23 protein-coding genes and 1 riboswitch are annotated in these 21,406 nt (G+C 44.2%); of the genes, 5 read left to right on the top strand and 18 right to left on the bottom strand.

The features are described from left to right. Window positions 1-9 precede the first annotated feature (9 nt). From N667_RS0108520 to N667_RS0108450, 15 genes are all read right to left on the bottom strand, one after another. The gene (locus tag N667_RS0108520) at window positions 10-426 is read right to left on the bottom strand and encodes an acyl-CoA thioesterase (RefSeq protein ID WP_027409184.1); all 417 of its coding nucleotides are present in this window, start codon (window positions 424-426) and stop codon (window positions 10-12) included. A gap of 108 nt (window positions 427-534) precedes the next feature. Next, a complete protein-coding gene (gene tlp / locus N667_RS0108515) occupies window positions 535-765 on the bottom strand; it encodes a small acid-soluble spore protein Tlp (protein WP_027409183.1) in 231 nt (76 codons plus the stop codon). Between the two features lie 61 nt (window positions 766-826). After that, window positions 827-970 (bottom strand): acid-soluble spore protein N, encoded by a 144-nt coding sequence (locus N667_RS0108510; protein ID WP_017437393.1) that lies wholly within the window; start codon window positions 968-970, stop codon window positions 827-829. 54 nt (window positions 971-1,024) lie between these two features. Further along, entirely contained in the window at window positions 1,025-1,156 is a 132-nt protein-coding gene (locus tag N667_RS19415; RefSeq protein ID WP_084279050.1) for an FbpB family small basic protein, read from the bottom strand. Window positions 1,157-1,265: 109 nt separating this feature from the next. After that, the gene (locus N667_RS0108500) at window positions 1,266-1,784 is read right to left on the bottom strand and encodes a TlpA family protein disulfide reductase (RefSeq protein WP_027409182.1); all 519 of its coding nucleotides are present in this window, start codon (window positions 1,782-1,784) and stop codon (window positions 1,266-1,268) included. Window positions 1,785-1,858: 74 nt separating this feature from the next. Next, window positions 1,859-1,999: a hypothetical protein gene (locus tag N667_RS19990; protein ID WP_183250836.1), complete on the bottom strand. Its 141-nt coding sequence runs from the start codon at window positions 1,997-1,999 to the stop codon at window positions 1,859-1,861. 66 nt (window positions 2,000-2,065) lie between these two features. Beyond that, on the bottom strand, window positions 2,066-2,902 hold the full coding sequence (locus tag N667_RS0108490; RefSeq protein WP_027409181.1) for a sulfurtransferase: 837 nt from the start codon (window positions 2,900-2,902) through the stop codon (window positions 2,066-2,068). Beyond that, window positions 2,903-3,178 (bottom strand): YpbS family protein, encoded by a 276-nt coding sequence (locus tag N667_RS0108485; protein WP_027409180.1) that lies wholly within the window; start codon window positions 3,176-3,178, stop codon window positions 2,903-2,905. It abuts the gene before it with no gap. Further along, on the bottom strand, window positions 3,171-3,365 hold the full coding sequence (locus N667_RS0108480) for a hypothetical protein (protein WP_027409179.1): 195 nt from the start codon (window positions 3,363-3,365) through the stop codon (window positions 3,171-3,173). The genes N667_RS0108485 and N667_RS0108480 overlap by 8 nt, the downstream gene beginning before the upstream one ends. 69 nt (window positions 3,366-3,434) lie before the next feature. Beyond that, on the bottom strand, window positions 3,435-7,127 hold the full coding sequence (locus N667_RS0108475; RefSeq protein WP_027409178.1) for a dynamin family protein: 3,693 nt from the start codon (window positions 7,125-7,127) through the stop codon (window positions 3,435-3,437). Window positions 7,128-7,223: 96 nt separating this feature from the next. Continuing rightward, on the bottom strand, window positions 7,224-7,748 hold the full coding sequence (locus N667_RS0108470) for an isoprenylcysteine carboxyl methyltransferase family protein (protein WP_198020534.1): 525 nt from the start codon (window positions 7,746-7,748) through the stop codon (window positions 7,224-7,226). Window positions 7,749-7,789: 41 nt separating this feature from the next. Continuing rightward, window positions 7,790-8,860, bottom strand: a complete 1,071-nt coding sequence (locus N667_RS0108465; RefSeq protein WP_027409176.1) for a type III polyketide synthase — start codon at window positions 8,858-8,860, stop codon at window positions 7,790-7,792. 427 nt (window positions 8,861-9,287) lie between these two features. After that, window positions 9,288-10,007, bottom strand: coding sequence for a YebC/PmpR family DNA-binding transcriptional regulator (locus tag N667_RS0108460; protein ID WP_027409175.1), 720 nt, complete (start codon window positions 10,005-10,007; stop codon window positions 9,288-9,290). Between the two features lie 224 nt (window positions 10,008-10,231). Further along, window positions 10,232-11,542 carry a nucleobase:cation symporter-2 family protein gene (locus N667_RS0108455; protein ID WP_027409174.1) on the bottom strand — a complete coding sequence of 437 codons (1,311 nt, stop codon included), beginning with the start codon at window positions 11,540-11,542 and terminating at the stop codon, window positions 10,232-10,234. After that, complete coding sequence (locus N667_RS0108450) at window positions 11,539-12,126, bottom strand: xanthine phosphoribosyltransferase (RefSeq protein WP_027409173.1); 588 nt, start codon at window positions 12,124-12,126, stop codon at window positions 11,539-11,541. The genes N667_RS0108455 and N667_RS0108450 overlap by 4 nt, the downstream gene beginning before the upstream one ends. Before the next feature lie 143 nt (window positions 12,127-12,269). Beyond that, a riboswitch (purine riboswitch) is annotated at window positions 12,270-12,371 on the bottom strand. Between the two features lie 441 nt (window positions 12,372-12,812). Between N667_RS0108450 and N667_RS0108445 the strand changes: the two genes are divergently transcribed. The 4 genes from N667_RS0108445 to N667_RS0108425 all read left to right on the top strand — a co-directional run bounded on the left by N667_RS0108445 (window position 12,813) and on the right by N667_RS0108425 (window position 16,706). Then, a complete protein-coding gene (locus tag N667_RS0108445) occupies window positions 12,813-13,808 on the top strand; it encodes an HD-GYP domain-containing protein (protein WP_027409172.1) in 996 nt (331 codons plus the stop codon). Window positions 13,809-14,432: 624 nt separating this feature from the next. Continuing rightward, entirely contained in the window at window positions 14,433-14,564 is a 132-nt protein-coding gene (locus tag N667_RS0108435; protein ID WP_027409171.1) for a hypothetical protein, read from the top strand. Window positions 14,565-14,586: 22 nt separating this feature from the next. Continuing rightward, window positions 14,587-15,075: a cytochrome c oxidase subunit II gene (locus N667_RS0108430; protein ID WP_027409170.1), complete on the top strand. Its 489-nt coding sequence runs from the start codon at window positions 14,587-14,589 to the stop codon at window positions 15,073-15,075. Further along, the gene (locus tag N667_RS0108425; RefSeq protein WP_027409169.1) at window positions 15,060-16,706 is read left to right on the top strand and encodes a b(o/a)3-type cytochrome-c oxidase subunit 1; all 1,647 of its coding nucleotides are present in this window, start codon (window positions 15,060-15,062) and stop codon (window positions 16,704-16,706) included. The genes N667_RS0108430 and N667_RS0108425 overlap by 16 nt, the downstream gene beginning before the upstream one ends. Window positions 16,707-16,742: 36 nt before the next feature. Here N667_RS0108425 and N667_RS0108420 read toward each other — a convergent pair whose 3' ends face one another. From N667_RS0108420 to N667_RS19985, 3 genes are all read right to left on the bottom strand, one after another. Further along, on the bottom strand, window positions 16,743-18,251 hold the full coding sequence (locus tag N667_RS0108420) for a carboxypeptidase M32 (protein WP_027409168.1): 1,509 nt from the start codon (window positions 18,249-18,251) through the stop codon (window positions 16,743-16,745). A gap of 153 nt (window positions 18,252-18,404) precedes the next feature. Then, entirely contained in the window at window positions 18,405-20,342 is a 1,938-nt protein-coding gene (locus tag N667_RS0108415) for an ATP-dependent DNA helicase (RefSeq protein ID WP_027409167.1), read from the bottom strand. A 103-nt stretch (window positions 20,343-20,445) separates the two neighbouring features. Beyond that, entirely contained in the window at window positions 20,446-20,616 is a 171-nt protein-coding gene (locus N667_RS19985) for a hypothetical protein (protein WP_198020530.1), read from the bottom strand. A 182-nt stretch (window positions 20,617-20,798) separates the two neighbouring features. On the opposite strand from N667_RS19985, the gene N667_RS0108405 reads away from it, so the two are divergent. Beyond that, window positions 20,799-21,350 carry a DUF3231 family protein gene (locus N667_RS0108405; RefSeq protein WP_027409166.1) on the top strand — a complete coding sequence of 184 codons (552 nt, stop codon included), beginning with the start codon at window positions 20,799-20,801 and terminating at the stop codon, window positions 21,348-21,350. Window positions 21,351-21,406 lie beyond the last annotated feature (56 nt).

Genomic DNA, 21,406 nt, shown 5'->3' with positions numbered 1-21,406 from the left:
TGTATCGCCCTACTTTTTTGCCCGTTCGTAAGCTTCATGCCAGTCAGGGAAGTATTTGCGAATTAAAATCGGGCGAAATGACTCGCGTTTGACGCAAACGTGCTGCGACTTACCGACCGCCGCTAGCTCGCCGTCCGGTGTCAAAATTTCATAACCGTATGTAACCCGGATGCCATCATATGTGTCGATCCACGTTTTGACCGTTGCAACCTCCCCATAGCGTAGCGGTTTTTTATAAGAAATTTGTAAATCAGTGACGGGCGAAAGAATCCCTTCCTTTTCCATATCCGCGTAATGAAATCCAAGCTGTTTAATGAGCTCGGTGCGGCCTATTTCCATCCAAACGAGATAATTTGCGTGGTAAACAACGCCCATTTGATCTGTTTCTGCATAACGTACTTCGATTTGTTTTTCGGCAATTTTCATGTTTTTCCCCCATTCTTTTCGTTTTTTTTTATTTTACCATACGAACGGGTATGAGCCCAAAATAAACGTAAAGCGATCCGTCTTTCGCCGGATCGCTTGTTACAGTTATTATTGTCCATTTTGGCGCGCGGCCGCTTCGTCACGAATTTCTTCACGCATAGCTTCGATCGATTGTTCACGCCGTTGATTTTTCGCTTCGATTTTCTCTCGCTCTTCCGGTGAGGAAAATTGCATCGTCTCGTGCGCTTTCTCGATGTTTTCAATCGTGTTTTGCACCATATCCTGCAATTTTTCTACATTATCGCTACGGTCATCTGGATTTGGACGCTGGTAAGCCATTTTCCTTCCTCCTTCATGCGAATGATATAAAATACCAATAATTATATTATGTTAACAGTGATTATTCTCCCTTTGTTTGAATTACTTGAGCATGCTGGCCTGATTGATCTTGCATTTGTTTCCCTTTATTTCCACCAGCAGCACGCGGTTGCGTACCTAGATGGTTCGGGACGAAATGTTTGCGGCTTCCTTTTGGGTTGCTCATATCCTCGCCTCCTCACCATCTAGTCTGTTCGGTTTTATATCCTCTATGCATGGGTTATTCTGCTTTTCTCAAAATTCGATCCTCTAATTTCTTCTCAATTTCTTCCATTGCTTTTTCATCATTTAATAATTGTCGCTTATTTTCCAACACCAATTGCTCAAATGTAAATTTTCGGTTTTTTCTCATCAATGCTTCCTCCTCATCCTTATTCTAATTTTAATAATTTCCAAAATAAGCGGAATTTATTACAAATTTTCAAAAAATAAAAAGAAGCCCTTTTCAATGAAAGGACTTCTTACCGAAGAGAGTCAGCGATATCTTTCATTTGTTTATAAGTCATCGGTCCAACGACCTTTTTATGAATGACGCCGTCGCGGTCGATAATATAGGTGGTCGGGATCGTCTGAATTTGATACAGCTTTAAAATTTTCCCTTTTTCGTCCATTACAACTGGGAACGTTAATCCGTATTGTTTGATAAACGGCTGCAAATTTTCGCGGCGGTCTTGGGATGTTAAATGAACAGAGAGTAATTCAATGTCCTGTTTATGACTTTTATAAAATTTCTCCATTTCCGGCATTTCTTTTTGACACGGCGGGCACCACGTCGCCCAGAAATTCACAATGACCGGCTTTCCCCGAAAGCTTGATAAGCGAATTTCCTTGCCGTCTAGCGTATGTAAGGCAAAGTCGTAAGCAGTATCGCCGACGGCAAGCCCTTCTTCTTTTTTATGCTGCTGTCCTGCGGCTAGCGCTTGCCAAATGCCGTATCCAGTGAGTCCAAGCAGCAGAATGATAGCAATAATTTTTTTCACGATTTTTCCCTCCCATTCACCATTTAACCATAAAAGAAAAAAAAGAAAAAGGGCTGTCAGACGACAAGCCCTTTCTAGCGGATATTTTTATGGTCGTTTTTCATTTTTTTTGCTTCCACTTCTGCATAAGAAGCAAATTCATTGTTAAATCCGTTTTTTTGTTTTGCATTGTTATTGCGTTGCGCATTGGCGTTTCCTAATTTCGTGCGGCCCATTTTGCTCACTCCTTTTAAGATAAGGGTGCAAATATAGTATCAATAAACCGCTGACATAATATGTTGTTAATTTTCCCCTGTGGCAATTGGGTGATCCGGATAGGAAATCCAATCGCTAAAGCTGCCGACATATAATCGCACGTTTTCATACCCGGCTTCATATAAGGCGATCACATTCGGACACGCAGTGACACCCGATCCGCAATAAACGATGATCGGTTCGTCTTTCGCAAGCGAAGCGAAACGTTGCTCTTGTTCAATTGGCTGCTTCCAATATCCTTCATTCGTCAATCCATCTTTCCAAAACGAGTTTTTCGCTCCTGGAATGTGCCCAGCCACACGATCGATCGGCTCTTCAATCCCCAAATAACGCTTCTGCTCCCGCGAATCGATTAAAACAGCGGTTGATTGCTCGCTTGCTCGTTTCACATCCTCTGTTGTTGCCAGAAGAGACGGCTGAAATGCTGGAACGAACGCACGCTTTTCAAACGACGCGACTTCTTCCGTCGTCGGATGTCCTGCCTCTTTCCATTTTCTATAGCCACCGTCTAGCACATAGACATTCGTATGTCCTACATAACGAAGCAGCCACCAGAAACGAGCCGCCATCGCTCCATCTTGATCGTCGTAAGCGACAACGGTCGTGTGATGATCAATTCCTGCCGACGATAATTTCTCGACAAATTCATCAAATGGAGGCAACGGATGCCTTCCCCCATGTTCGCCAACTGGCCCCGATAAATCTTTCTCCAAATCAAAATATAATGCGCCAGGAATATGGTCTTGTATGTATTCTTGCAAGCCGCGAGAAGGATCTCCCATGTAGAAACGGCAATCAATCACCCGGACATTCCTATCATCAAGCCGACTAGCCAGCCATTGTTGTGAAACGATATATTTCACTTATTTCTCTCCTTTCTTTTTCAAGCGCTCCACATATTCTTTCACCATGTCGACCGTCACATATTTTCGTTGCGGAACAATTCCTTGTCTCGCCAGTTCATTGATTTGTTTAGTCACTTCGTTAATGTTCTCGACCGTAAACGGCTGACCATTTTGACAATGGTGCACCGCTTCCTCAATATAGCGCTCTCGTTTGGCATCAAGTTGTAAAAATTGCTTCACGAGCGCGTGTTGTTTGTTAGAATGGGCGGTAATGGCTTGATGGACTTCACTCATGCTTATTCCCCTCTCTCATTCGTTCCTTTTCCATTAATGTGCGAACGTGCGGCTTTGGCGTCCAGCAGTGGAACTGGTAATGCGGTTTTGTTTCATAGCCAAGCCGCTGGCAATAGCGATACATTCCTTTTTCTGTTTTTTTCATGCCATAGTGGATGCACGTGGCACAAGCATGAAATCGATTCATCGCTTTTCCCTCCGTCATATGCCAAAATCGCACGTTCACTTGTTTCAAATGGTTGCTGCTTCTCATTAGCTATTGTTCCCGAAGTAAAGCCGCCAATTGTACCTCTACTTCACGCAAATGCTCGACATCAATTTGTTCTGTCAGTGCTGTTGTCAGACCGGCAAAATAATCCTCGGTTTGCTGTTGCAGCGCGTAAGCTAAATGTTTAAGCCGCTTTTCGTGCTCGTCTTTATAGAAGGCAAAGAGGCGCTTTTCGTTTTCAGACAGATAGTCGCTAATCGGCTGTTGCAATTGTTTTTCAATTTCTTCTTTCATCAACCGTTTTTCATCCCGCTCAAAAAACGATTTGGCGTTTTTATAAAGCGATAGCGCCTTTTTAAACCGCGACTCGTCAATATGTTCAAGCCCTTGTGCAAACTCCGGCGTTACAAACGGAGGCTGCTCGGCTTCAGATAAAGAGATGCCTTGATGGATACGGTTGATTTGGTCCGCGAGAGCAAGAAAACGTTCGTGCGTTTTATTTTCAAGAAAACGCTCAATGCGCAAGCTTGTCGCCCGCATTTCCTGCGCCAAGTCGAACCCAACTGATTGAATCAATTCGTGCAGACAGGCAGAAAGCGCTTGGCGAATGTCGCGTCCGTCGTCGCGCAACGAAGCTGGATTGAACGATTCTTTAAACCAATCTCCCATGCGGAACGATATGCGCTGCTTCACATAATACAGTAATTCTGAAATCTCTTGTTGAAGCGACTGCAAGTCAGTATCTATACCAACCGACTGCAACGTCTGTTGAATGAGCGCTTGCTCACTGGCCAACTTTTCACGTTTGACCGCTTTTTCCTCATTGCCTTGTTTCGCTTGTTCGATGTAATCGAGCAACGTCATGCGCATGCGTTTCAGTTCAGCATATGCCTCAGCGACCGCTACGTTCGTCAGTTCTCCCATAATAAAGCGCGTAAAATCGGCTTCGAACGCCTTGATTCCAGATTCCGTCAAAACGCCGTAATTGTGTTGCACGCTCGCTTCCATTTTTTCTTCAAGCGCAAAACGGCTTGATAACGCGTAAAGACGCGGGAAACGGATGCCAAATTGCACAAGCTGCTGTTCAACATATGCAACCACTGTTTCCAATTCTTCATGCGAATTCGCCAAATCGGCAGCATTCACAATGAAAAACATTTTATCCATGCTGAACGTATCTTTTACGCGGCCGAGCTGAATCAGAAATTCGCGATCCGCTTTCGAGAACGCATGGTTGTAATACGTTACAAACAAGACGGCGTCAGCGTTTTTAATATATTCGAAAGCGACCCCTGTATGGCGAGCGTTAATGGAATCGGCCCCCGGCGTATCGACAAGCGCAATTCCTTGGCGAGTGAGCGCACAGTCGTAATAAAGCTCCATCCATTCAACAAAGCACGCCTTTGTTTCATCGGCTACATATTGCTCAAATTCAGCCAGTCCGATTTGCATCGTCGTTCCAAGCGTATTTTTTACTTGTTCATATCCGCGAACAACGGATTGCAGGAACGTATAATGCGGCTTCTCTTTCGCATCGACCGTTTCAACGAGCAGCGCTTTCTCACAAGCGGCCAACGCTTCTTCCAACGTTTCCGCTTTCATGTGGAAGTAGCGCAATGAGCTTTGCAAATCCTTCAATAGCTGCGAGGCCGTTTTCATCTGGACGATCACCGCGCCGTGCGGCCGGTCAGCAGTCGGCGGAACAATTTTATTAATGGTCGCCGTCGTCGGATTTGGCGACGATGGCAGCAGACGCTCCCCCATTAAAGCGTTAGCGAACGATGATTTTCCAGCGCTGAACGCCCCGAATAAAGCAACTGTAAACGTGCGGTTCTCAAGACGCTTCGCTTTTTCCGTCAGCTCATGAATAAAGCGGTTCATTCCTGGAACGCCAACGGCAAGTTCGGCTGCTTGGCGCAAATGAGCGATCGTTCTTGCTGTTTTTTGGCCTGTTAGATCGTTTTCGTCGTTGTTATGAGCGAACGATTCACCACGAGCTTTGCTCGCTTTTGGCGGCAATGCATCGATCCGTTGTTGTTTATGATCCGAAGGGTGCGGTGCTTTTTCCGTTTTAACAGGCTCTGTCTCGGTAATAAGTGAAACAATGCGTGTTTCACTGACCTCAGGAAGCGGTTCATCCGCCTCAAGCAGCGTAAGCAATTCAGCATAGCGATTTTCCCGATGCTGTTTCCGTTTCTGGAGTTCATCTATAAGCTGCTGTCTTTCTGTTTGCGTTTCTAATTCGTCAAAAAGCTGCTTTCGCTCCGATTCCATCGTCTCTTGCCAACGCTTAAACGCGATTGCAAATAGGCGCAACGCCTCGCTTCGATATCGTTTTTTCAACTCATTAGCGACATCATTTGTATAATTTAACACCGATTCCCCAGTAACGCCGGCGCCCTTTTTCACGAGCCCAGCCAACAATTGCTCATCCCATGATACCGCAAGCTGTTGGCATTCACTCATTAACCCGCTGTCTTGAATGCCATTTTCTTTCAAAAAGCGGACGAGGTGGTCACGCACATGCCACTCCATTTGCGACGTCGCTTTTTCTTTCACATTTTCATAAAATGCGCCTAATCTCGCTTTTCGCTCCTGTTCAGTTTTGGACTTGCTAAAAAGAAAACCGACTTTAAAATCCGGCTGTACCGACTGTAAGTAGGCTTTTGCTAACTCCCGCGTTTCGAACGGCATGACATACGCATGCTCTAAAATATTATCGAGTTCTTTGCGAAATTTTGCTTCTACTTCCGAATAAAGCGTATCGATCGTTTGCAATCTTTGCTGAAGATGGTCAACACTACTTCCTTCATTGTTCTCCGGAATCAGAGCGAGTCTCGCGCGAATCGCCTCTTCTTCTTTTGCATCCTTGCTTTCTAAATAAGTGAGATGGTCGTTCACAAGCCGTCTAGCAGCCACTTCCACCCCAGCCGCAAGACGCGATTCTTTCTCAGCAAATAACAGTTGGAAAAAGTGCATGAGCTCATTCAGTTCATTAAATGGGTGCTGTCGTTCTTTTAACGAGGTAAAAAAGATGCGCTCTACTTGGACGTCCCATTGACGAAACGCATCCCGCACCGACTGTTGAAACTCAGAAAACGGCAACTCCCGATCGCGATGCTTGTCGATCTGATTGACGATTAAATATAGCGATTTTCCGTAACTCGTCAGCTCTTTCGTAAACTGAAAGTTCAGCTCAGACTGCACGTGATTATAATCCATCATATAAAAGACGACATCCGCTAAATGCAGCGCCGATTCGGTTGCAAGACGATGCGCATCGTCCGTCGAGTCGATGCCTGGTGTATCCATAATCGCCGCCCCTTCAGGTATGAGCTTCATTGGGCGGCTGATTTCAATTGCTTCAATTTCATCTCCGTTTTTACAATAGGAACGGATTTGTTCATAATCATACGGCGCCTCATACTCAACCGCTGGCCCATATTTATAAAAGACGCGCGCATATTCCCTTCCCGCTTTCACTTTGACGAGATTCGCGCTCGTCGGAATCGGGCTTGACGGCAAAAGCGGTTCACCGATGAGTTCATTGATCAAACTTGATTTTCCGGCGGAAAAATGGCCGCAAAAAGCAACGATAAACTCTTCATTCGCCACTTTCCGCAACAGCTGTTGCACTTTCTTCGCATTTTCTTGATCGCCTTTGTTCACCCATTCGTCGTGAAGATAAGCTAATTTTGCAAGCCACGGACGCAATGATGAACGATCTGTTACTTGAACCATTGTACCAAAACCCCTTACGTTTGCATCATATATACCCATTTTACTGTATTTGCGCCCTTTTCCCAACAAAAAAAATTACAAAAAAACTCCCCGCTGCTACTTAGCGGAGAGAAACGGAAGAAAACGAGGGCGTTTGTGAAAATGATGCTCGTAATTGGTCATGGCAACAAGCGCTTTTTCTTCCATAGAGATGCGCACCGACAAAACATAAGCATTGAGTAAAGAGAATACAATCGCTGTTACATACGCTTGAAACAATAACGGGATCAACAAAAATTCCAACATAACGACAAGATAATTCGGGTGACGTAAAAAGCGGTACGGTCCTTTGACAACGACATTTGCGTTAGGCAAAACGAGAATTTTCGTATTCCAAAACGTTCCAAGCGAGACAATGGACCATATGCGCAGCGTTTGAACAGCAAGAAACATGGCAAAAAGAAGCGGCCACCACGGGGACAAAGCCCCGCCTCTATATCGCGCTTCCAGTAAAAAAGAAAGGAGAAAAAGGGCATGCATCGCCACCATCAAACGATAATGTCGCTCGCCAACTTCTTCAGCCCCCATCGCCTTTAACACCTTCTCATTTCGCTTGGCAATAAACAATTCGATCACTCTCATGGAAACAACGAAAAAAAAGAAGAGATAAAACCGCACTTTCCTCACTCCCAACGCAATAAAATGAGCTCAGCGCTAAATCCCGGGCCGAGAGCGACCATCAAGCCATAATCGCCTTTCGGAATCGACTGCTGCATAAATTGTTCTAATACAAAATAAACCGTTGCGGATGACATATTTCCAAAACGGCGCAAAATATCAAACGACAGCTTCGTTTTTTGTTCATCGATCATCATCGCTTCCTGATACGCGGCAATCACTTTTTTCCCGCCAGGATGTGCAATAAAATGACGAATATCGCTCATTAAAAGGCCGTTTCTTTGCAAAAAGGCTTCCACATTCGGGGCAAGCCATGTGCGAATAAGCGAAGGGATATCTTTAGAAAATATTACAAACAACCCGTCATCTCGGACATCCCACCCCATCACTTCTTCCGAATGCGGCATCAGCACCGACTGTACATCAATAATATGCGGACAGGTCTCATCAATCGCCGCATCGCCCGCTACGCAAAGACATGCCACTCCATCGGCAAACAGCGACGTGCCAATAAGATTGCTTTTCGAATCGTCGTGTGGCTGAAACGTTAAACTGCAAAATTCTGCCGCAATTACAAGCACTCGTGCCTTAGGAAACGCCAAACAATATTCGTAAGCACGTGCCACCCCCGCCGCTCCGCCCGCGCAGCCTAATCCCCAGATCGGCACGCGTTTTGTATGAGGAGAAAACGGCAACACGTTCATAATCCTCGCTTCGATACTTGGTGTGGCAAGCCCAGTCGTCGATATATAAAAAATCGCTTCTACTTCCTCATAGTCGATCGGTTTATTAAGAAAAGAGCGGTTTTTCAAACACTTTTCAATCGCCTCGCACCCATAGCGAACCGCATTTTCAATGTACAAATCGTTTTTTTCCGAAAACCGGTGTCGCTTTTTATACCATTCAAGCGGTTGCACAAACGATCTTGCTTCAATGCCGCCGTTTGCAAAAATCGGCAGCAATCGTTCGATATGCGGAATGGATGGCTCGAACAGCTCCTTTACATATTGGCGCGCTTCTTCCTGTTGCACTTTGAAAGGTAATGACGCGAGCCCAACAGAAACAATAGCTGGCATGCTTCCACCTCTTTTTTATCAGCTATCTGTACTATTCCCTTTATTTTTTAAAAAATACAAATAACTCCATACACTGTTTCTATCGCAATGTTAAGGAACGACTGAAGGCGCTAGATGACCGGAAAAAGATCGCTAAAAAACACGGCATTTCCCGATACATCAGTCAGCGCTGCCTATGTAATTGTTTCTATCTGATCGTCGCATTTTCCCCCTTCCCTTTCAGCCTTCTGCTAGTCCGGAAACTTTGAGAGCACCGCAGAAACGAAGGCATCTGGTAAAAACGTTCCATATAAAATAAACGCAAAAAGGCCGCCCGATGTAGCGAATGCTTTCTGCACATCAAGCAGCCTATCAAGATACTTACATTTTTCTGTTCATGAATGTAAAATACACTTGTTCGCCTTTTGTTTATCGCACATTTCTTCATCTACTCGCCGAGATCGACGTTATGATAGACGCGCTGAACATCTTCTAAATCTTCCAACGCATCAATCATTTTCTGAAATTGCGCGAGCGCCTCTTCTGGAAGCGTCACGTAGCTTTGCGGAAGCATCGTTAACTCGGCAACAGCAAATTCGGTGATGCCCGCATTTTTAAACGCCTCTTGCATCGCATGGAATTGATCTGGCTCCGCATACACGATGACCATTTCATCCTCTTCTAGAATGTCGCGAGCATCAATATCTGCATCCATTAATATTTCAAGTACTTCGTCGGCTGTTTTGCCTTCAAGTCCGATAACGGCAGTCGCATCAAACATGTAGGCAACCGATCCGCTAACCCCCATATTACCGCCATTTTTGCCAAAGGCAGCCCGCACCTCTGATGCCGTCCTGTTCACATTGTTTGTCAACGCATCGACAATGACCATCGAACCGTTCGGTCCAAAGCCCTCGTAACGCAATTCATCATAGTTCTCGTCCGCGCTGCCCTTCGCCTTTTCAATGGCGCGATCAATAATCGCTTTTGGCACACTGTACGTCTTCGCGCGCTCAAGCACAACCTTTAAAGCGCGGTTCGACTCTGGGTCAGGTTCACCTTGCTTGGCGGCCACATAAATTTGCCGGCCAAATTTTGCGTAAATACGGCTCGTGTTGGCGTCTTTTGACGCTTTTTTCTCCTTAATGTTGTTCCATTTGCGACCCATTATACTTCACTCACTTTCAATATTACTATAAAATCTACTTCTCATTTTAAGATTACTCGGGGAACAATGTAAAGATGGATGCATTTGTTCCTAATATTTTGAACCTCTCCACCTACACCCCATTTAGAGGTGGGAGACTTCTCAGTAGATATGTTAAAGAAAGTAAAAACGCCGCTCCATTTCCTCATAAAATGGCGACGGCGCTTTATTTCATGATTTACACTTTACGATACTTGCTGCTCTCGAAGAGCTGGTGACGAGGACTGACCGCGTTTTTTGGCCGGCAATACGTTAAAGACAATGTTCAAAATAATGGCTGTCATACTGCCTGCGACAATGCCGTTATCGGTTAAAATCCGAATGCTTGACGGTAGATCAGCAAATAGGTTCGGAACAGCTGTCACTCCAAGCCCCATCCCAACGGAACAAGCGATGATCAATAAATTTTCTTGAGAGGCAAACTCGACTTGGCTTAACATTTTAATACCGTAGGCAATGACCATGCCAAACATCGCCACCATCGCTCCGCCTAACACCGGTGCCGGGATAATGGTCGTCATCGCTGCAATTTTCGGAATCAATCCAAGCACAACGAGGAGCGTTCCAGCCACATAAATCACTTGGCGAGTTTTCACCCCTGAAAGCTGAACGAGACCGACATTTTGCGAGTAGGTCGTATACGGAAATGCCTGAAACAGCCCGCCAAGAAAAATCGCAAGCCCCTCCGCACGATATCCATTTGCTAAGTCTTTATCTGTTAGCGGCCGCTTGCAAATGTCGCTTAAAGCAAAGTAGACGCCGGTCGACTCAATCAAGCTCACCGTGGCAACTAGCGCCATCGTCAAGATTGCCGTCATATTAAATGTCGGCATGCCGAAATAAAATAAATGAGGCAAATGCACCCATGATGCTTCTTTCACCGCACTCATATCGACTTTCCCCATCCAAGCTGCCACAATCGTTCCCGCAACCATGCCAAGAAGAATCGCAATCGAACGAATGAACCCGGAAAAAAATCTGTATAAAACAATAATAAATAAAAGCACGCCAAACGATAGAGCAATATTGTCAATATTCCCGAAATCCTTCGCTCCTTGCCCTCCTGCCATGTTGTTCATCGCTGCCGGAATTAAAGTCAAGCCGATAACCGTAACGACCGAACCAGTAACAATCGGCGGAAAAAACACACGCAATTTACTAAAATATTTGGCGATGATCACTACAAAAATCCCGGAAACAATAATCGCTCCGTATATCGCTGATAGTCCGTAGCGCTGTCCGATCGCAATCATCGGACCGACGGCCGTAAAAGTACATCCTAGCATCACAGGCAATCCGATTCCGAAAAAGCGGTTGCGCCATACTTGGAATAACGTTGCGATTCCACACATTAATAAATCCACCGCGACAAGATATGTGAGCTGCTGCGGTGTCAATTTTAAAGCGCCGCCAACAATTAACGGAACGATAATCGCTCCCGCGTACATCGCTAGCACATGCTGCAACCCTAAAGATAATAGTTTCATTGGATTCATTTGTTCATCACCTCTTCTAAAAATTGAAGTTGGCCTCCTTCTAATGAAGCAATGCGGGCAAGCGACACTACGCGGAAGCCGGAACTACGCAATAACTCTCCTCCATCTTGAAATGCTTTTTCGATGACAATTCCGATTCCAACCACCTCTGCCCCCGCCTGTTGGACAACCTGAACTAACCCTAACGCAGCTTGTCCATTCGCCAAAAAGTCGTCAATAATTAATACGCGGTCATTCTGATCAAGAAACGACTGGGAAACGGAAATTTCTGTTTCTTCCTGTTTTGTAAACGAGTAGACTTTGGCTGTGTACAAGCTATGTTGCAATGTAAGGGATTTTCTCTTGCGCGCAAATAAAAGCGGTACGTTCAGCACATACGCCGTCATAAGCGCCGGGCTGATCCCGGAAGACTCAAGTGTTAGTACTTTCGTAATTCTTTCGTCACGAAAGATGTCGGCAAACTTTTCGCCTATTTGCATCATCAATACGGGATCGACTTGATGATTTAAAAAGCGATCCACTTTCAGCACATGATCAGAAAGAATCTCTCCTTCTTCCCGAATTTTTTCATACAATTCTCGCATGCTGTTCCTCCTCAAAAAATAAAAAGCTTAAAAAACACCGCCCCACCCTTATATATGAGTAAGGCAATGTCTTTTAAGCAACAAGAAAACAAAGATGGATATTAGCAAACTTGCATCGCACCTACATAACATCCATCCCATCCGTTCCTGACATTGCCACCCATAGTCGATCGATTTACGGTCGATCGGTAGAGACTCGCAGGCCATATTCCTGCAATTATATGAGTGGGTCAGCGATATAAAGTTACTAGCAGTATAGCACGGTTTATCTTATTTGAAAAGAGGTTTGCAGAAAAACACGAACAATTTTAATTAAATATATCACATCGTTCGTTTGTTTATATTAACCTGCTGATTTACCGTACTAAACAGAAAGCTGATTCAAAAGTGGCCGTTACATGATTGATAACGGAAAATCCGAGAGCTCCCTGATCACAAAATATAAATAAAAACCCTTTTTACGAGACTCGCACTAATCGCGATCCTTCATCATACAAATTCACACAGTAGCACCATTTGCTTCCTTGTTCCATTTATTCAATCATTATATACTTTTATTTGTACTATAGAAAAGCTCTCATTTCTTAAGTTAGCGAGTTGTTGATGTACATATGAACCTCCCCCACCTACACTTCGCTTAGAGGTGGGAGACTTCTCGGTGAATCTGTTAAAGGAGAATTTTATCGATGAGGTTAATTACAATTGAAGAGTACAATGATAAAACAATGCAACTAGCAAGACCGATTTATGACCGCCACCGCCGCGTTTTGTTGGCGGCTGGAAGAACGATTCATCCTAAATATCTTGAACGGCTAAAGCAAATGGATATTAAATACTTATTTGTCGATGATTTCATTTCCGATGGAATATCGATGGAAGAATTAGTGGATATGCCAACATGGATGGATGCCGTCGAGGTCGTCCAACAAGCTTTTGAAGATGCGAAAGTTAACAAACTGCTGGATATTCGCGCGATCCAAAAGCTCGCTTTCAAATTACTTGATGAAGTTAGCAAGCGGAAAATATTAATTATTATTCCATCGACTTCTTTGGCTTCTGAGCTTCAGCTTTATGCGCATGCTGTGAACGTCGCCCTTTTAGCATTGCAGCTTGGAAAAAAGCTGATGCTCAACCATTTGCAAATGAACGACTTAGCGATCGGAGCATTATTGCATGATATCGGAAAGGCGGTGAAAGGCGAGGAACACCATACCGTCAAAGGGTTCAATTATTTAAGGAAGAATCGGGAAATCAGCTTATTGTCTGCTCATGTTGCATACCAGCATCACGAGATGTTTAACGGAGAAGGTGTGCCGCGACAAATTCACGATCAACAAATACATCAATATGCACAAATTTGCGGCATCGCAAACCGGTTTGAAAACCTTCTCTCTAAAGAAGGCGTTCCGCCGCATGAAGCGATGGAAATATTGATGGCTAAAAGCGATATTGATTTTTCACAACAGTTAGTTCGTCTTTTTATTAATACGATTCCTTCTTATCCACCAGGTACAACAGTAACAATGAGCGACGGCAAAGAAGCCATTGTCACAAAAATTGTCGATCATATGCAGCGCCCTCATATTCGCTACTTATCAACAAACGAAGAAGTTTCGCTAGCGGAAAGACCGAATTTGTTGATTGTTAACATCAGTCAAGAACAAAGCGGATCGAACGGCTAGAGAGCTATTCTCCTTTCTTCCCGGCATCCGAACAAAGAATGCTGGGAAGAACAGGCCATTGGTCGTTATGATCGTCTATTCCCAAATGGTTTCATCAACTTTGTGCCATTGGATAAAAAACAACGCCTAACGATTGAGAACCTTTCATTTTTCTCTGCTCTCTCCATCCCCCTCTTTACTGTTAATGTTAGAGCTTAGAATTCCAATTTTTACGCTTTCTTTAATCCGCAACCAAACAAACGATCTGAATCAATTCTCTATCATTCCCCTTTCGCCCCCTTCAATGAAAATATAATTCTTTCTGGAATCTGCGAAACAAGACATCATAATATCCATTTTAACGTGGTACCTCCCGCTTTGATAAGCCAACATTCGTTTCCTGCTATCCCCATCTCAAACACATATTCACAATATCGCCACATTTTCAGAAAGCAACGTATGACTAAAATCCCTATTGGACCAATTTCTCACTGTTGCGATAGTGACAAAGTAAGTAATGAACAATTTGTGAAATGATGTAACCCCCCTACCAAATCATTATTTGTTTTGTATGATGAAAGTGTAATCAATGTGTTGGGGGATGAAAGAAAGGAGGGACAAAAGATGGTTAAGCTACAAGAAAACATGGACAAGCTTCAAGAGAAAACATCAGAGAATAGCAACTTGAAAGGAACGCTCGCTTCTTCATTTTTAGTCGGTTTTTTCCTTATTTTCACATGGGTGAGCGTATATTTTCTATTTTTAAAACGCCTATAGAAGAAAGGAGCGAACAGATGGTATGCATATCCACAAATACGAAAAAATTTGGCTCGCGTTCGGGATTGGTTGCTTATTTGTCTTTTTGACCGTGCTAGGGGTCAGCGCATTCGCAAAAGGAAATCAGCCGCCTAGCTGTTTGACAACGATCGATCCCGAAAAAGTCGATCAAACTCCACCGTTTAACAAACTAGGACTCGTCAAAACCGGAGATAACAAATATCAATTAAATATGGTCGCTTCTGCGTTCAGTTATACACCGTCCCAAATAGAAATTCCAAAAGGTGCAAAAGTCACAATTAATATCACAACGAAAGATGTGATTCATGGCTTTGAAGTGGCCGGAACGAATATTAACATGATGGTTGAACCCGGATTTGTGAACTCATTCACAAAAACGTTCGATCAAACGGGAGAATATACAATTTTATGCAATGAATATTGCGGTGCTGGTCACCATATGATGACAGCGCGAATCAAGGTGGTGGATAAACAATGGCTGAAACAGTAAAAGTAGATCGCCGCGATGCGAAACTAGCATTGGCTTATATTTACGTTGCTTTTATTGCATTAGGGCTTGGTGGTTTAGCAGGATTGTTACAAACGTTGGTTCGTTCTGGAAAATTTACGTTACCTGCCAATATTAGCTATTATACGATTTTAACGACCCATGGCGTGCTGTTAGGACTTGTCTTAACGACTTTCTTTATTATCGGTTTTCAATTTGCCGCCATCAGTCGAACAGCAGGAACGTTTTCTAGCAGAGCTCGTTTTTTTGGCTGGGTTGGCTTTTGGCTTATGACGATTGGAACAGCAGTTACAGCATTTTTTATCTTAACAGGGCAAGCGTCTGTCCTTTACACGTTTTATGCGCCGCTGCAAGCACATCCGGGATTTTACATCGGCTTGACGCTGGTTGTTGTCGGCAGCTGGATTAGCGGATTTTCCATGTTCACTCATTACGCCCGCTGGAAAAAAGCACATCCGGGCGAAGTAGGTCCGCTGCTTTCATTTATGGCGGTAGTGAATATGGTGTTATGGCTCGTTTGCTCGCTTGGCGTAGCAGCAACCGTACTCATTCAACTGCTCCCGTGGTCGTTGGGGCTTGTGGATCGGGTAAACGTGCTTGTGAGCCGGACGTTGTTCTGGTATTTCGGTCACCCGCTCGTTTATTTCTGGTTATTGCCAGCTTATATGATTTGGTATGCAATTATTCCTAAAATTATCGGTGGAAAAATATTCTCCGATTCGCTGGCTCGCTTGTCGTTTATCTTGTTTCTGCTTTTCTCGATCCCAGTTGGCTTCCACCATCAATTAATGGAACCAGGGATTGATCCATTTTGGAAATACGTTCAAGTTGTCTTAACATTTATGGTTGTCATTCCTTCACTCATGACAGCGTTTTCCATGTTTGCTACATTTGAAATGTACGGACGCTCTCAAGGAGCGGTGGGGCTTTTCGGCTGGCTGCGCAAACTGCCTTGGGGGGATGCTCGCTTCTTTGCGCCGTTTGTCGGAATGGTGTTCTTTATTCCAGCTGGAGCTGGCGGACTGGTGAACGCTTCCCATCAGCTCGACCAAGTCGTGCACAATACGATTTGGGTAACAGGGCACTTCCATTTGACGCTTGCTACGACTGTCGTCTTGACGTTTTTCGGGGGAGCGTATTGGCTCATTCCGCATTTAAGCGGACGCATGATGACAAAAGCGATGAACCGGTTGGCCATCATTCAAACGATTGTCTGGGCTGTCGGCATGTGCTTTATGTCTGGGGCGATGCATTTTGCCGGATTGCTCGGCGCCCCTCGCCGCTCAGCATTCTCGACATACGCCAACTCGCCGCAAGCGCTTGAATGGATTCCATATCAAATCGTTCAAGCGGTCGGCGGAACGATTTTATTTATCGGCATTATTTTAGTGCTCGTTATTGTCACAAACTTAGCATTTTTTGCACCAAAAGGCGAAACAGAATTCCCCGTGGCGGAAGTAGCAGAGCAAGCGGAGCGCACGCCGCTTGCATTCGAAAATTGGAAACTTTGGATCGGTATTACCGTTGTTTTGATTTTGCTTGCATACACGATTCCGTTCATCGATATGATTCAAAATGCACCTCCGGGATCGAAAGGCTATAAATTGTGGTAAAAACAGCCCCCTCCTGTCCTAGGGAGGGGCTTAAGCTTATAGCTGATAAACCGCTTTATATTTTTTCTCTAAATATTGAATTAAATAGTCTACATTTAATTCTTCTCCGGTCGCTTCCCGTAAAATATCGAGCGGCTTTTTCGTTTTTCCGAAGCAGTGAACCTTTTCCGTCAGCCAATTGCGGATCGGCAAAAGCTCCCCTTTTTCAAGCAGTTCATCAAAATGTGGCAAATCTTTCAGCATCGCCTGCTTCAATTGCGCGGCATACATATAACCGAGCGCATATGACGGAAAATAGCCGAAGCTTCCGCCCGACCAATGCACATCCTGAAGCACGCCAACAGCATCGTTATGCGGACGAATGCCAAGATATTCTTCGTATTTATCGTTCCAAACATCTGGCAAATCTTTTACTTCAATCGTTCCGTTAAACAATCCTTTTTCAATTTCATACCGGACCATAATATGGAGCGGATACGTCAGTTCATCCGCTTCGATGCGAATCAAGGATGGCTTCGCTTCATTCACAGCCCGGTAAAACGCATCGAGCGAAACGTCTGCAAATTGCTCAGGCGCATATTTTTGCAAAAGCGGATAATTGCGTTTCCAATACGAATAATGGCGACCGATGAAATTTTCGTAAAACAGCGACTGCGATTCATGGATCCCCATCGATGTTCCTGTGCATAAAGGTGTACCGACTAGCTCGTCGGAAATATTTTGTTCATACAAAGCATGACCGCACTCATGAATCGTCCCAAACAACGCCGTGCGGAAATCTCTTTCATCGTATCTCGTGGTGATGCGGACATCGCCAGGGTTTATGCCAATCGCAAATGGATGAACGGTTTCATCTAAACGCCCTGCAGAAAGGTCGTATCCCAGCTCGCGTAACAATTCTAGGCTAAAAGCGCGCTGTTTTTCTTTTGGAAACGGTTGAAACAAAAACGAAGTGTCCGGCTTATGTTCCGCGGCAACAACATCTTGAACAAGCGGGACGATTCGCTCGCGAAGTTTCGCAAATACTTCATCCAATATGTCAACCGTCATTCCCGGCTCGTATAAATCCAGCAGCGTATTATAACGGTTGCCACTGTACCCCCAATACTCAATAAATTTCTTATTAAATTCCACTAGCTTTTCGAGATATGGACGAAACATTGCGAAATCCGACGCCGCTTTCGCTTCTTCCCACACGCTTTCCGCTTTAGACTGGAGAACGACATATTCTTTATATTCATCGGCTGGAATTTTTTTGTTTCGCTCGTATTCTTTTTTACATTCAGCTAATGTGCAGCGGGTAACATCGGATAGTTGCGCCTGCACATCGCTTGGGGAAAGCTTGGCAATATATGCCGCCATCTCTTCAGATGTCGACATTTTGAACACTTCCTGAGAAAGAACACCGATGACCTCCGATCGTTGTTCGATGCCCTTTTTTGGTGCACCTGTGCGCATATCCCAATACATTACTTGGATCGCTTCATTGTAGCTCATCATTTTTTTAACATAACGTAAAAACTGTTGCTCGGTTTCTTTTAACATGCCATCTCTCCTCTCTTTTGGCTTGTCGACTATATAAATTCCACTCAAATCGCCAATCTCCTCTTTTTTACACAAAAACATCTATGACTGATTGGGTTTCTCTTCGCAAACAGGTCTCATGAATGCAAAGATTTCATAAAAAAAGGGAAGAAATCATTCTTCCCTCACAGCCGTCGGCAGGACGCTTTTAACCGCTTCTATTACTTTTTCATTTTCATCGTTTGTCACAAGGATCGATACAATGCCGCGGTCTTCGTGCGTGCGAATCAAGCGCCCGACCCCTTGTCGAAGGCGCAACAGCATATACGGCACATCCACTTCCCAAAACGGGTCGGCATACGCTTTCCGCTTCGCTTGAAAAACGGGATCGTTTGGCGGATACGGAAGAGACCAAATAATGACATTGGATAATGATGGTCCCGGAATATCTAAACCTTCCCATAAATGTTCTGAGCATAAAATCGTTTCCTCTTCCCTTTGGAACGTGGCGACTAACTCGCTAATTTCCCGATCTCCTTCAAACAAGAAAGAAAATTCATGCTCTTTCATCGCATTCTGTTTAAATTGTCTTAATTCTTGCTGCGAAGGAAACAAAATGAGAGCTCGTCCATTAGTTTCGCGTACTTTTTCTAGCACATATCTGTATTTTTCGGAAAACAGCTGGCTATCTTTTGGGAAAGCTGGCATATAAATCGCCATTTGTTCATCATAATCAAACGGCGAGTCCACACTAAAGGATAAAAAGTCGTCGATTCCCAGGCTGTCGGCTATATATTCAAACGATTTGCGGTTCGATAACGTCGCAGACGAAAAAATAAACGGCATTTGTTTACTGAATACTTTCTCGCGCAACACTTCTTGCACCGTCCGCGGCATAATGACAAGCGTCTTCCCTTCGCGCGAAGCTTCTAACCACGTAATGGCTTCGCGGTTATGGATAAACAAATGAAGCGAATGTTCAATTTGATCTAAATATTCATCGACAATATTCAACTGATAGTGATCGATCGTATATGTTTCGCTTTCAAACACGAGCTCATTTCCAATTTTACCGATTTTTTCGTGCAGCTGTTTGGCAAGGTGAACAAGCCTTGGCGAAAACTCGATTTCTTGTCGATTTGAACCGACAACTTCCGTCGAACAACGTGCCAATTCAGCAAAAAATGTATCGCTCATTTGCAGCGTTTCCTCAATCAGATAAGCCAATTGTTCGCGAATGTCGTTTTCTAATAACCGCGAAAGCAACGTCTCTAGCGTTGTTTCTTTCATGCGGTATGTGAGCGCTTTTTGGGCGGCAAATTCTAGTAAGTGTCCCTCATCGAACACAACACAGCTCGCCTCCGGCAAAAGCGGGAGCTGGCCTTCCCGTTTGCGCGCCTCATACGTCCAAACATGCTCCATATAAAAATCGTGAGAACAGACAATTAAATCTGCCGCTTTTCGATAATGTTCACGCGATAATGTTTGTCCACAGCGATGTCGCTTTTCACAGGCAAAACAATCTTGGAACGGATCCCACGCAATCTTTTTCCATTGCTCATCGCTTAAATGCGCATATTCTTTTCGGTCGCCGTAATGGTAAAACGCCTGCAATGCCCGATGGTCGTGGACAAACTCCGGCAGTTCATCAAAAATTTGCTCATACAACTCCACATCGTCTTCTGTCATTAGCACTTCGTCGAGTTTATGTAAGCATAAGTATTGATCTGGCGATTTAGCAAGACGCACATTAATATGTAAATCTAACACTTGCGAAAGCTTGGCGATATCCCCTTCTTTTTTCACCAACTGCTCGATAAGCGTTTCATCAGCGCAGGCGATGATCGCCGGCTTGCCTGTATAACGGGCGTAACAAATCGCATACAACAAATACACAATCGTTTTTCCCGTTCCCACTCCCGCTTCGGCAAACATCACCTTTTTCTCTTTAAACGCACGCTCAAGTTGGAATGCCATATACACTTGCTCATCGCGAAGTTCGAATCCAGCCTCCGGCAAAATATCGTAGAATACATCCCCAATCCATTCACTTAATTTGTCAAAGAAGTTCTCATTTTTCTCTAAGGCAAAAGGATAGCGCCCGCGGCTCATCTTTGACCCCCTCCAAAGTAATAAACATAATAAGAGTAACAATCTATTATTATCCCTTATATGTTGGAAGATGTCAATGTAAGAGCCGGGGCGCTGATTGTCATCAAGCGCGAAATACATCTGATAATGCGTATGTAAACGCCTGTTTCCACTCATGTTTCGCCATTTCAATCTGCTGAAGTTCTTCCGATTGCATCTCTTGCTGCTCAAGAAGCATATACGTGTTTTCAAGCGCTTGTGAAATTTTGATCCAATCCATGCCGAGTTGTTTCATCATCTACCACCCCTTTTTATGTTTATGCTAAAAAACGCAAATCCATTCACCGCCCATCGTCATGAAGCCCCTCGTTCCGCTTCAACCGCAGCAGTTGCTGTGCATCGTATAAATCCTATTTTTCCGGGCAAACTACAGCGTAAAGCAAGCCGCATTAAATGCCCTGTATGGAGGAAGGTCATATGAATTATCTTGGCATGTTATATGATTTGTTTAAACCTTTTTTAGATGGCGAAAAAAAACCGTTGAATACTTTAGAAGTGAGCAATATATGGATGTACACCGTGATGGGGGATAGCACGTTGCGCCTTGAAGAAATTTGGATTAATACAGCCCAAGACAATGAATTAAGGGAAACACTCAAGGACATCTATGCGACCCATAAAGAAATTGTGGCTGATCTAAAAAAGTTTCTTTTAAACGAAGGCGTTCCGTTGCCTAAAGTTTATTCGCCAAAACCGCTTGGCGATTATCGCTCCATCTCGGAAGGCGCAAGATATACCGACCGGGAAATCGCCAATTTAATGTCATATAATCTTGTCGTTGCTTTAACCCACGGTGTACGGGTGCTTTCTGAATCCATTCGCGCCGACATCGGATTAATGTTCTCGAAATTTTTAATTCAACATTTATCAGTCGCCATTCCTTTGAAAGAATTAATGATTAAGCGTGATTGGCTTCAAGAACCGCCGCCATTCATGAATCAAGCCCAACCGTTAGGAAGCAATATATAAACATGCGAACCTCTTCTGCGAAGGTGGGATGTTTTTCAAAAAGCACCATCTGCTAC

This window comes from Anoxybacillus tepidamans PS2 (assembly GCF_000620165.1).
Classification (GTDB): Bacteria; Bacillota; Bacilli; order Bacillales; family Anoxybacillaceae; genus Anoxybacteroides; species Anoxybacteroides tepidamans_A.
The sequence above is the reverse complement of the archived record's forward strand: the minus strand, read 5'-3'. Positions and strand labels throughout refer to the sequence as shown.

Bases quoted from the DNA above. Each gene is read 5' to 3' on its own strand.
- tlp (WP_027409183.1), bottom strand. From the start codon at position 765: ATGGCTTACCAGCGTCCAAATCCAGATGACCGTAGCGATAATGTAGAA.
- N667_RS0108475 (WP_027409178.1), bottom strand. From the start codon at position 7,127: ATGGTTCAAGTAACAGATCGTTCATCATTGCGTCCGTGGCTTGCAAAA.
- N667_RS0108520 (WP_027409184.1), bottom strand. From the start codon at position 426: ATGAAAATTGCCGAAAAACAAATCGAAGTACGTTATGCAGAAACAGAT.
- N667_RS0108405 (WP_027409166.1), top strand. From the start codon at position 20,799: ATGAATTATCTTGGCATGTTATATGATTTGTTTAAACCTTTTTTAGAT.
- N667_RS0108485 (WP_027409180.1), bottom strand. From the start codon at position 3,178: ATGAGTGAAGTCCATCAAGCCATTACCGCCCATTCTAACAAACAACAC.
- N667_RS0108470 (WP_198020534.1), bottom strand. From the start codon at position 7,748: ATGAGAGTGATCGAATTGTTTATTGCCAAGCGAAATGAGAAGGTGTTA.
- N667_RS0108435 (WP_027409171.1), top strand. From the start codon at position 14,433: ATGGACAAGCTTCAAGAGAAAACATCAGAGAATAGCAACTTGAAAGGA.
- N667_RS0108450 (WP_027409173.1), bottom strand. From the start codon at position 12,126: ATGCGAGAATTGTATGAAAAAATTCGGGAAGAAGGAGAGATTCTTTCT.
- N667_RS0108430 (WP_027409170.1), top strand. From the start codon at position 14,587: ATGCATATCCACAAATACGAAAAAATTTGGCTCGCGTTCGGGATTGGT.
- N667_RS19990 (WP_183250836.1), bottom strand. From the start codon at position 1,999: ATGGGCCGCACGAAATTAGGAAACGCCAATGCGCAACGCAATAACAAT.
- N667_RS0108445 (WP_027409172.1), top strand. From the start codon at position 12,813: ATGAGGTTAATTACAATTGAAGAGTACAATGATAAAACAATGCAACTA.
- N667_RS0108510 (WP_017437393.1), bottom strand. From the start codon at position 970: ATGAGCAACCCAAAAGGAAGCCGCAAACATTTCGTCCCGAACCATCTA.
- N667_RS0108465 (WP_027409176.1), bottom strand. From the start codon at position 8,860: ATGCCAGCTATTGTTTCTGTTGGGCTCGCGTCATTACCTTTCAAAGTG.
- N667_RS0108480 (WP_027409179.1), bottom strand. From the start codon at position 3,365: ATGAATCGATTTCATGCTTGTGCCACGTGCATCCACTATGGCATGAAA.
- N667_RS0108455 (WP_027409174.1), bottom strand. From the start codon at position 11,542: ATGAATCCAATGAAACTATTATCTTTAGGGTTGCAGCATGTGCTAGCG.
- N667_RS0108425 (WP_027409169.1), top strand. From the start codon at position 15,060: ATGGCTGAAACAGTAAAAGTAGATCGCCGCGATGCGAAACTAGCATTG.
- N667_RS19985 (WP_198020530.1), bottom strand. From the start codon at position 20,616: ATGAAACAACTCGGCATGGATTGGATCAAAATTTCACAAGCGCTTGAA.
- N667_RS19415 (WP_084279050.1), bottom strand. From the start codon at position 1,156: ATGAGAAAAAACCGAAAATTTACATTTGAGCAATTGGTGTTGGAAAAT.
- N667_RS0108415 (WP_027409167.1), bottom strand. From the start codon at position 20,342: ATGAGCCGCGGGCGCTATCCTTTTGCCTTAGAGAAAAATGAGAACTTC.
- N667_RS0108420 (WP_027409168.1), bottom strand. From the start codon at position 18,251: ATGTTAAAAGAAACCGAGCAACAGTTTTTACGTTATGTTAAAAAAATG.
- N667_RS0108460 (WP_027409175.1), bottom strand. From the start codon at position 10,007: ATGGGTCGCAAATGGAACAACATTAAGGAGAAAAAAGCGTCAAAAGAC.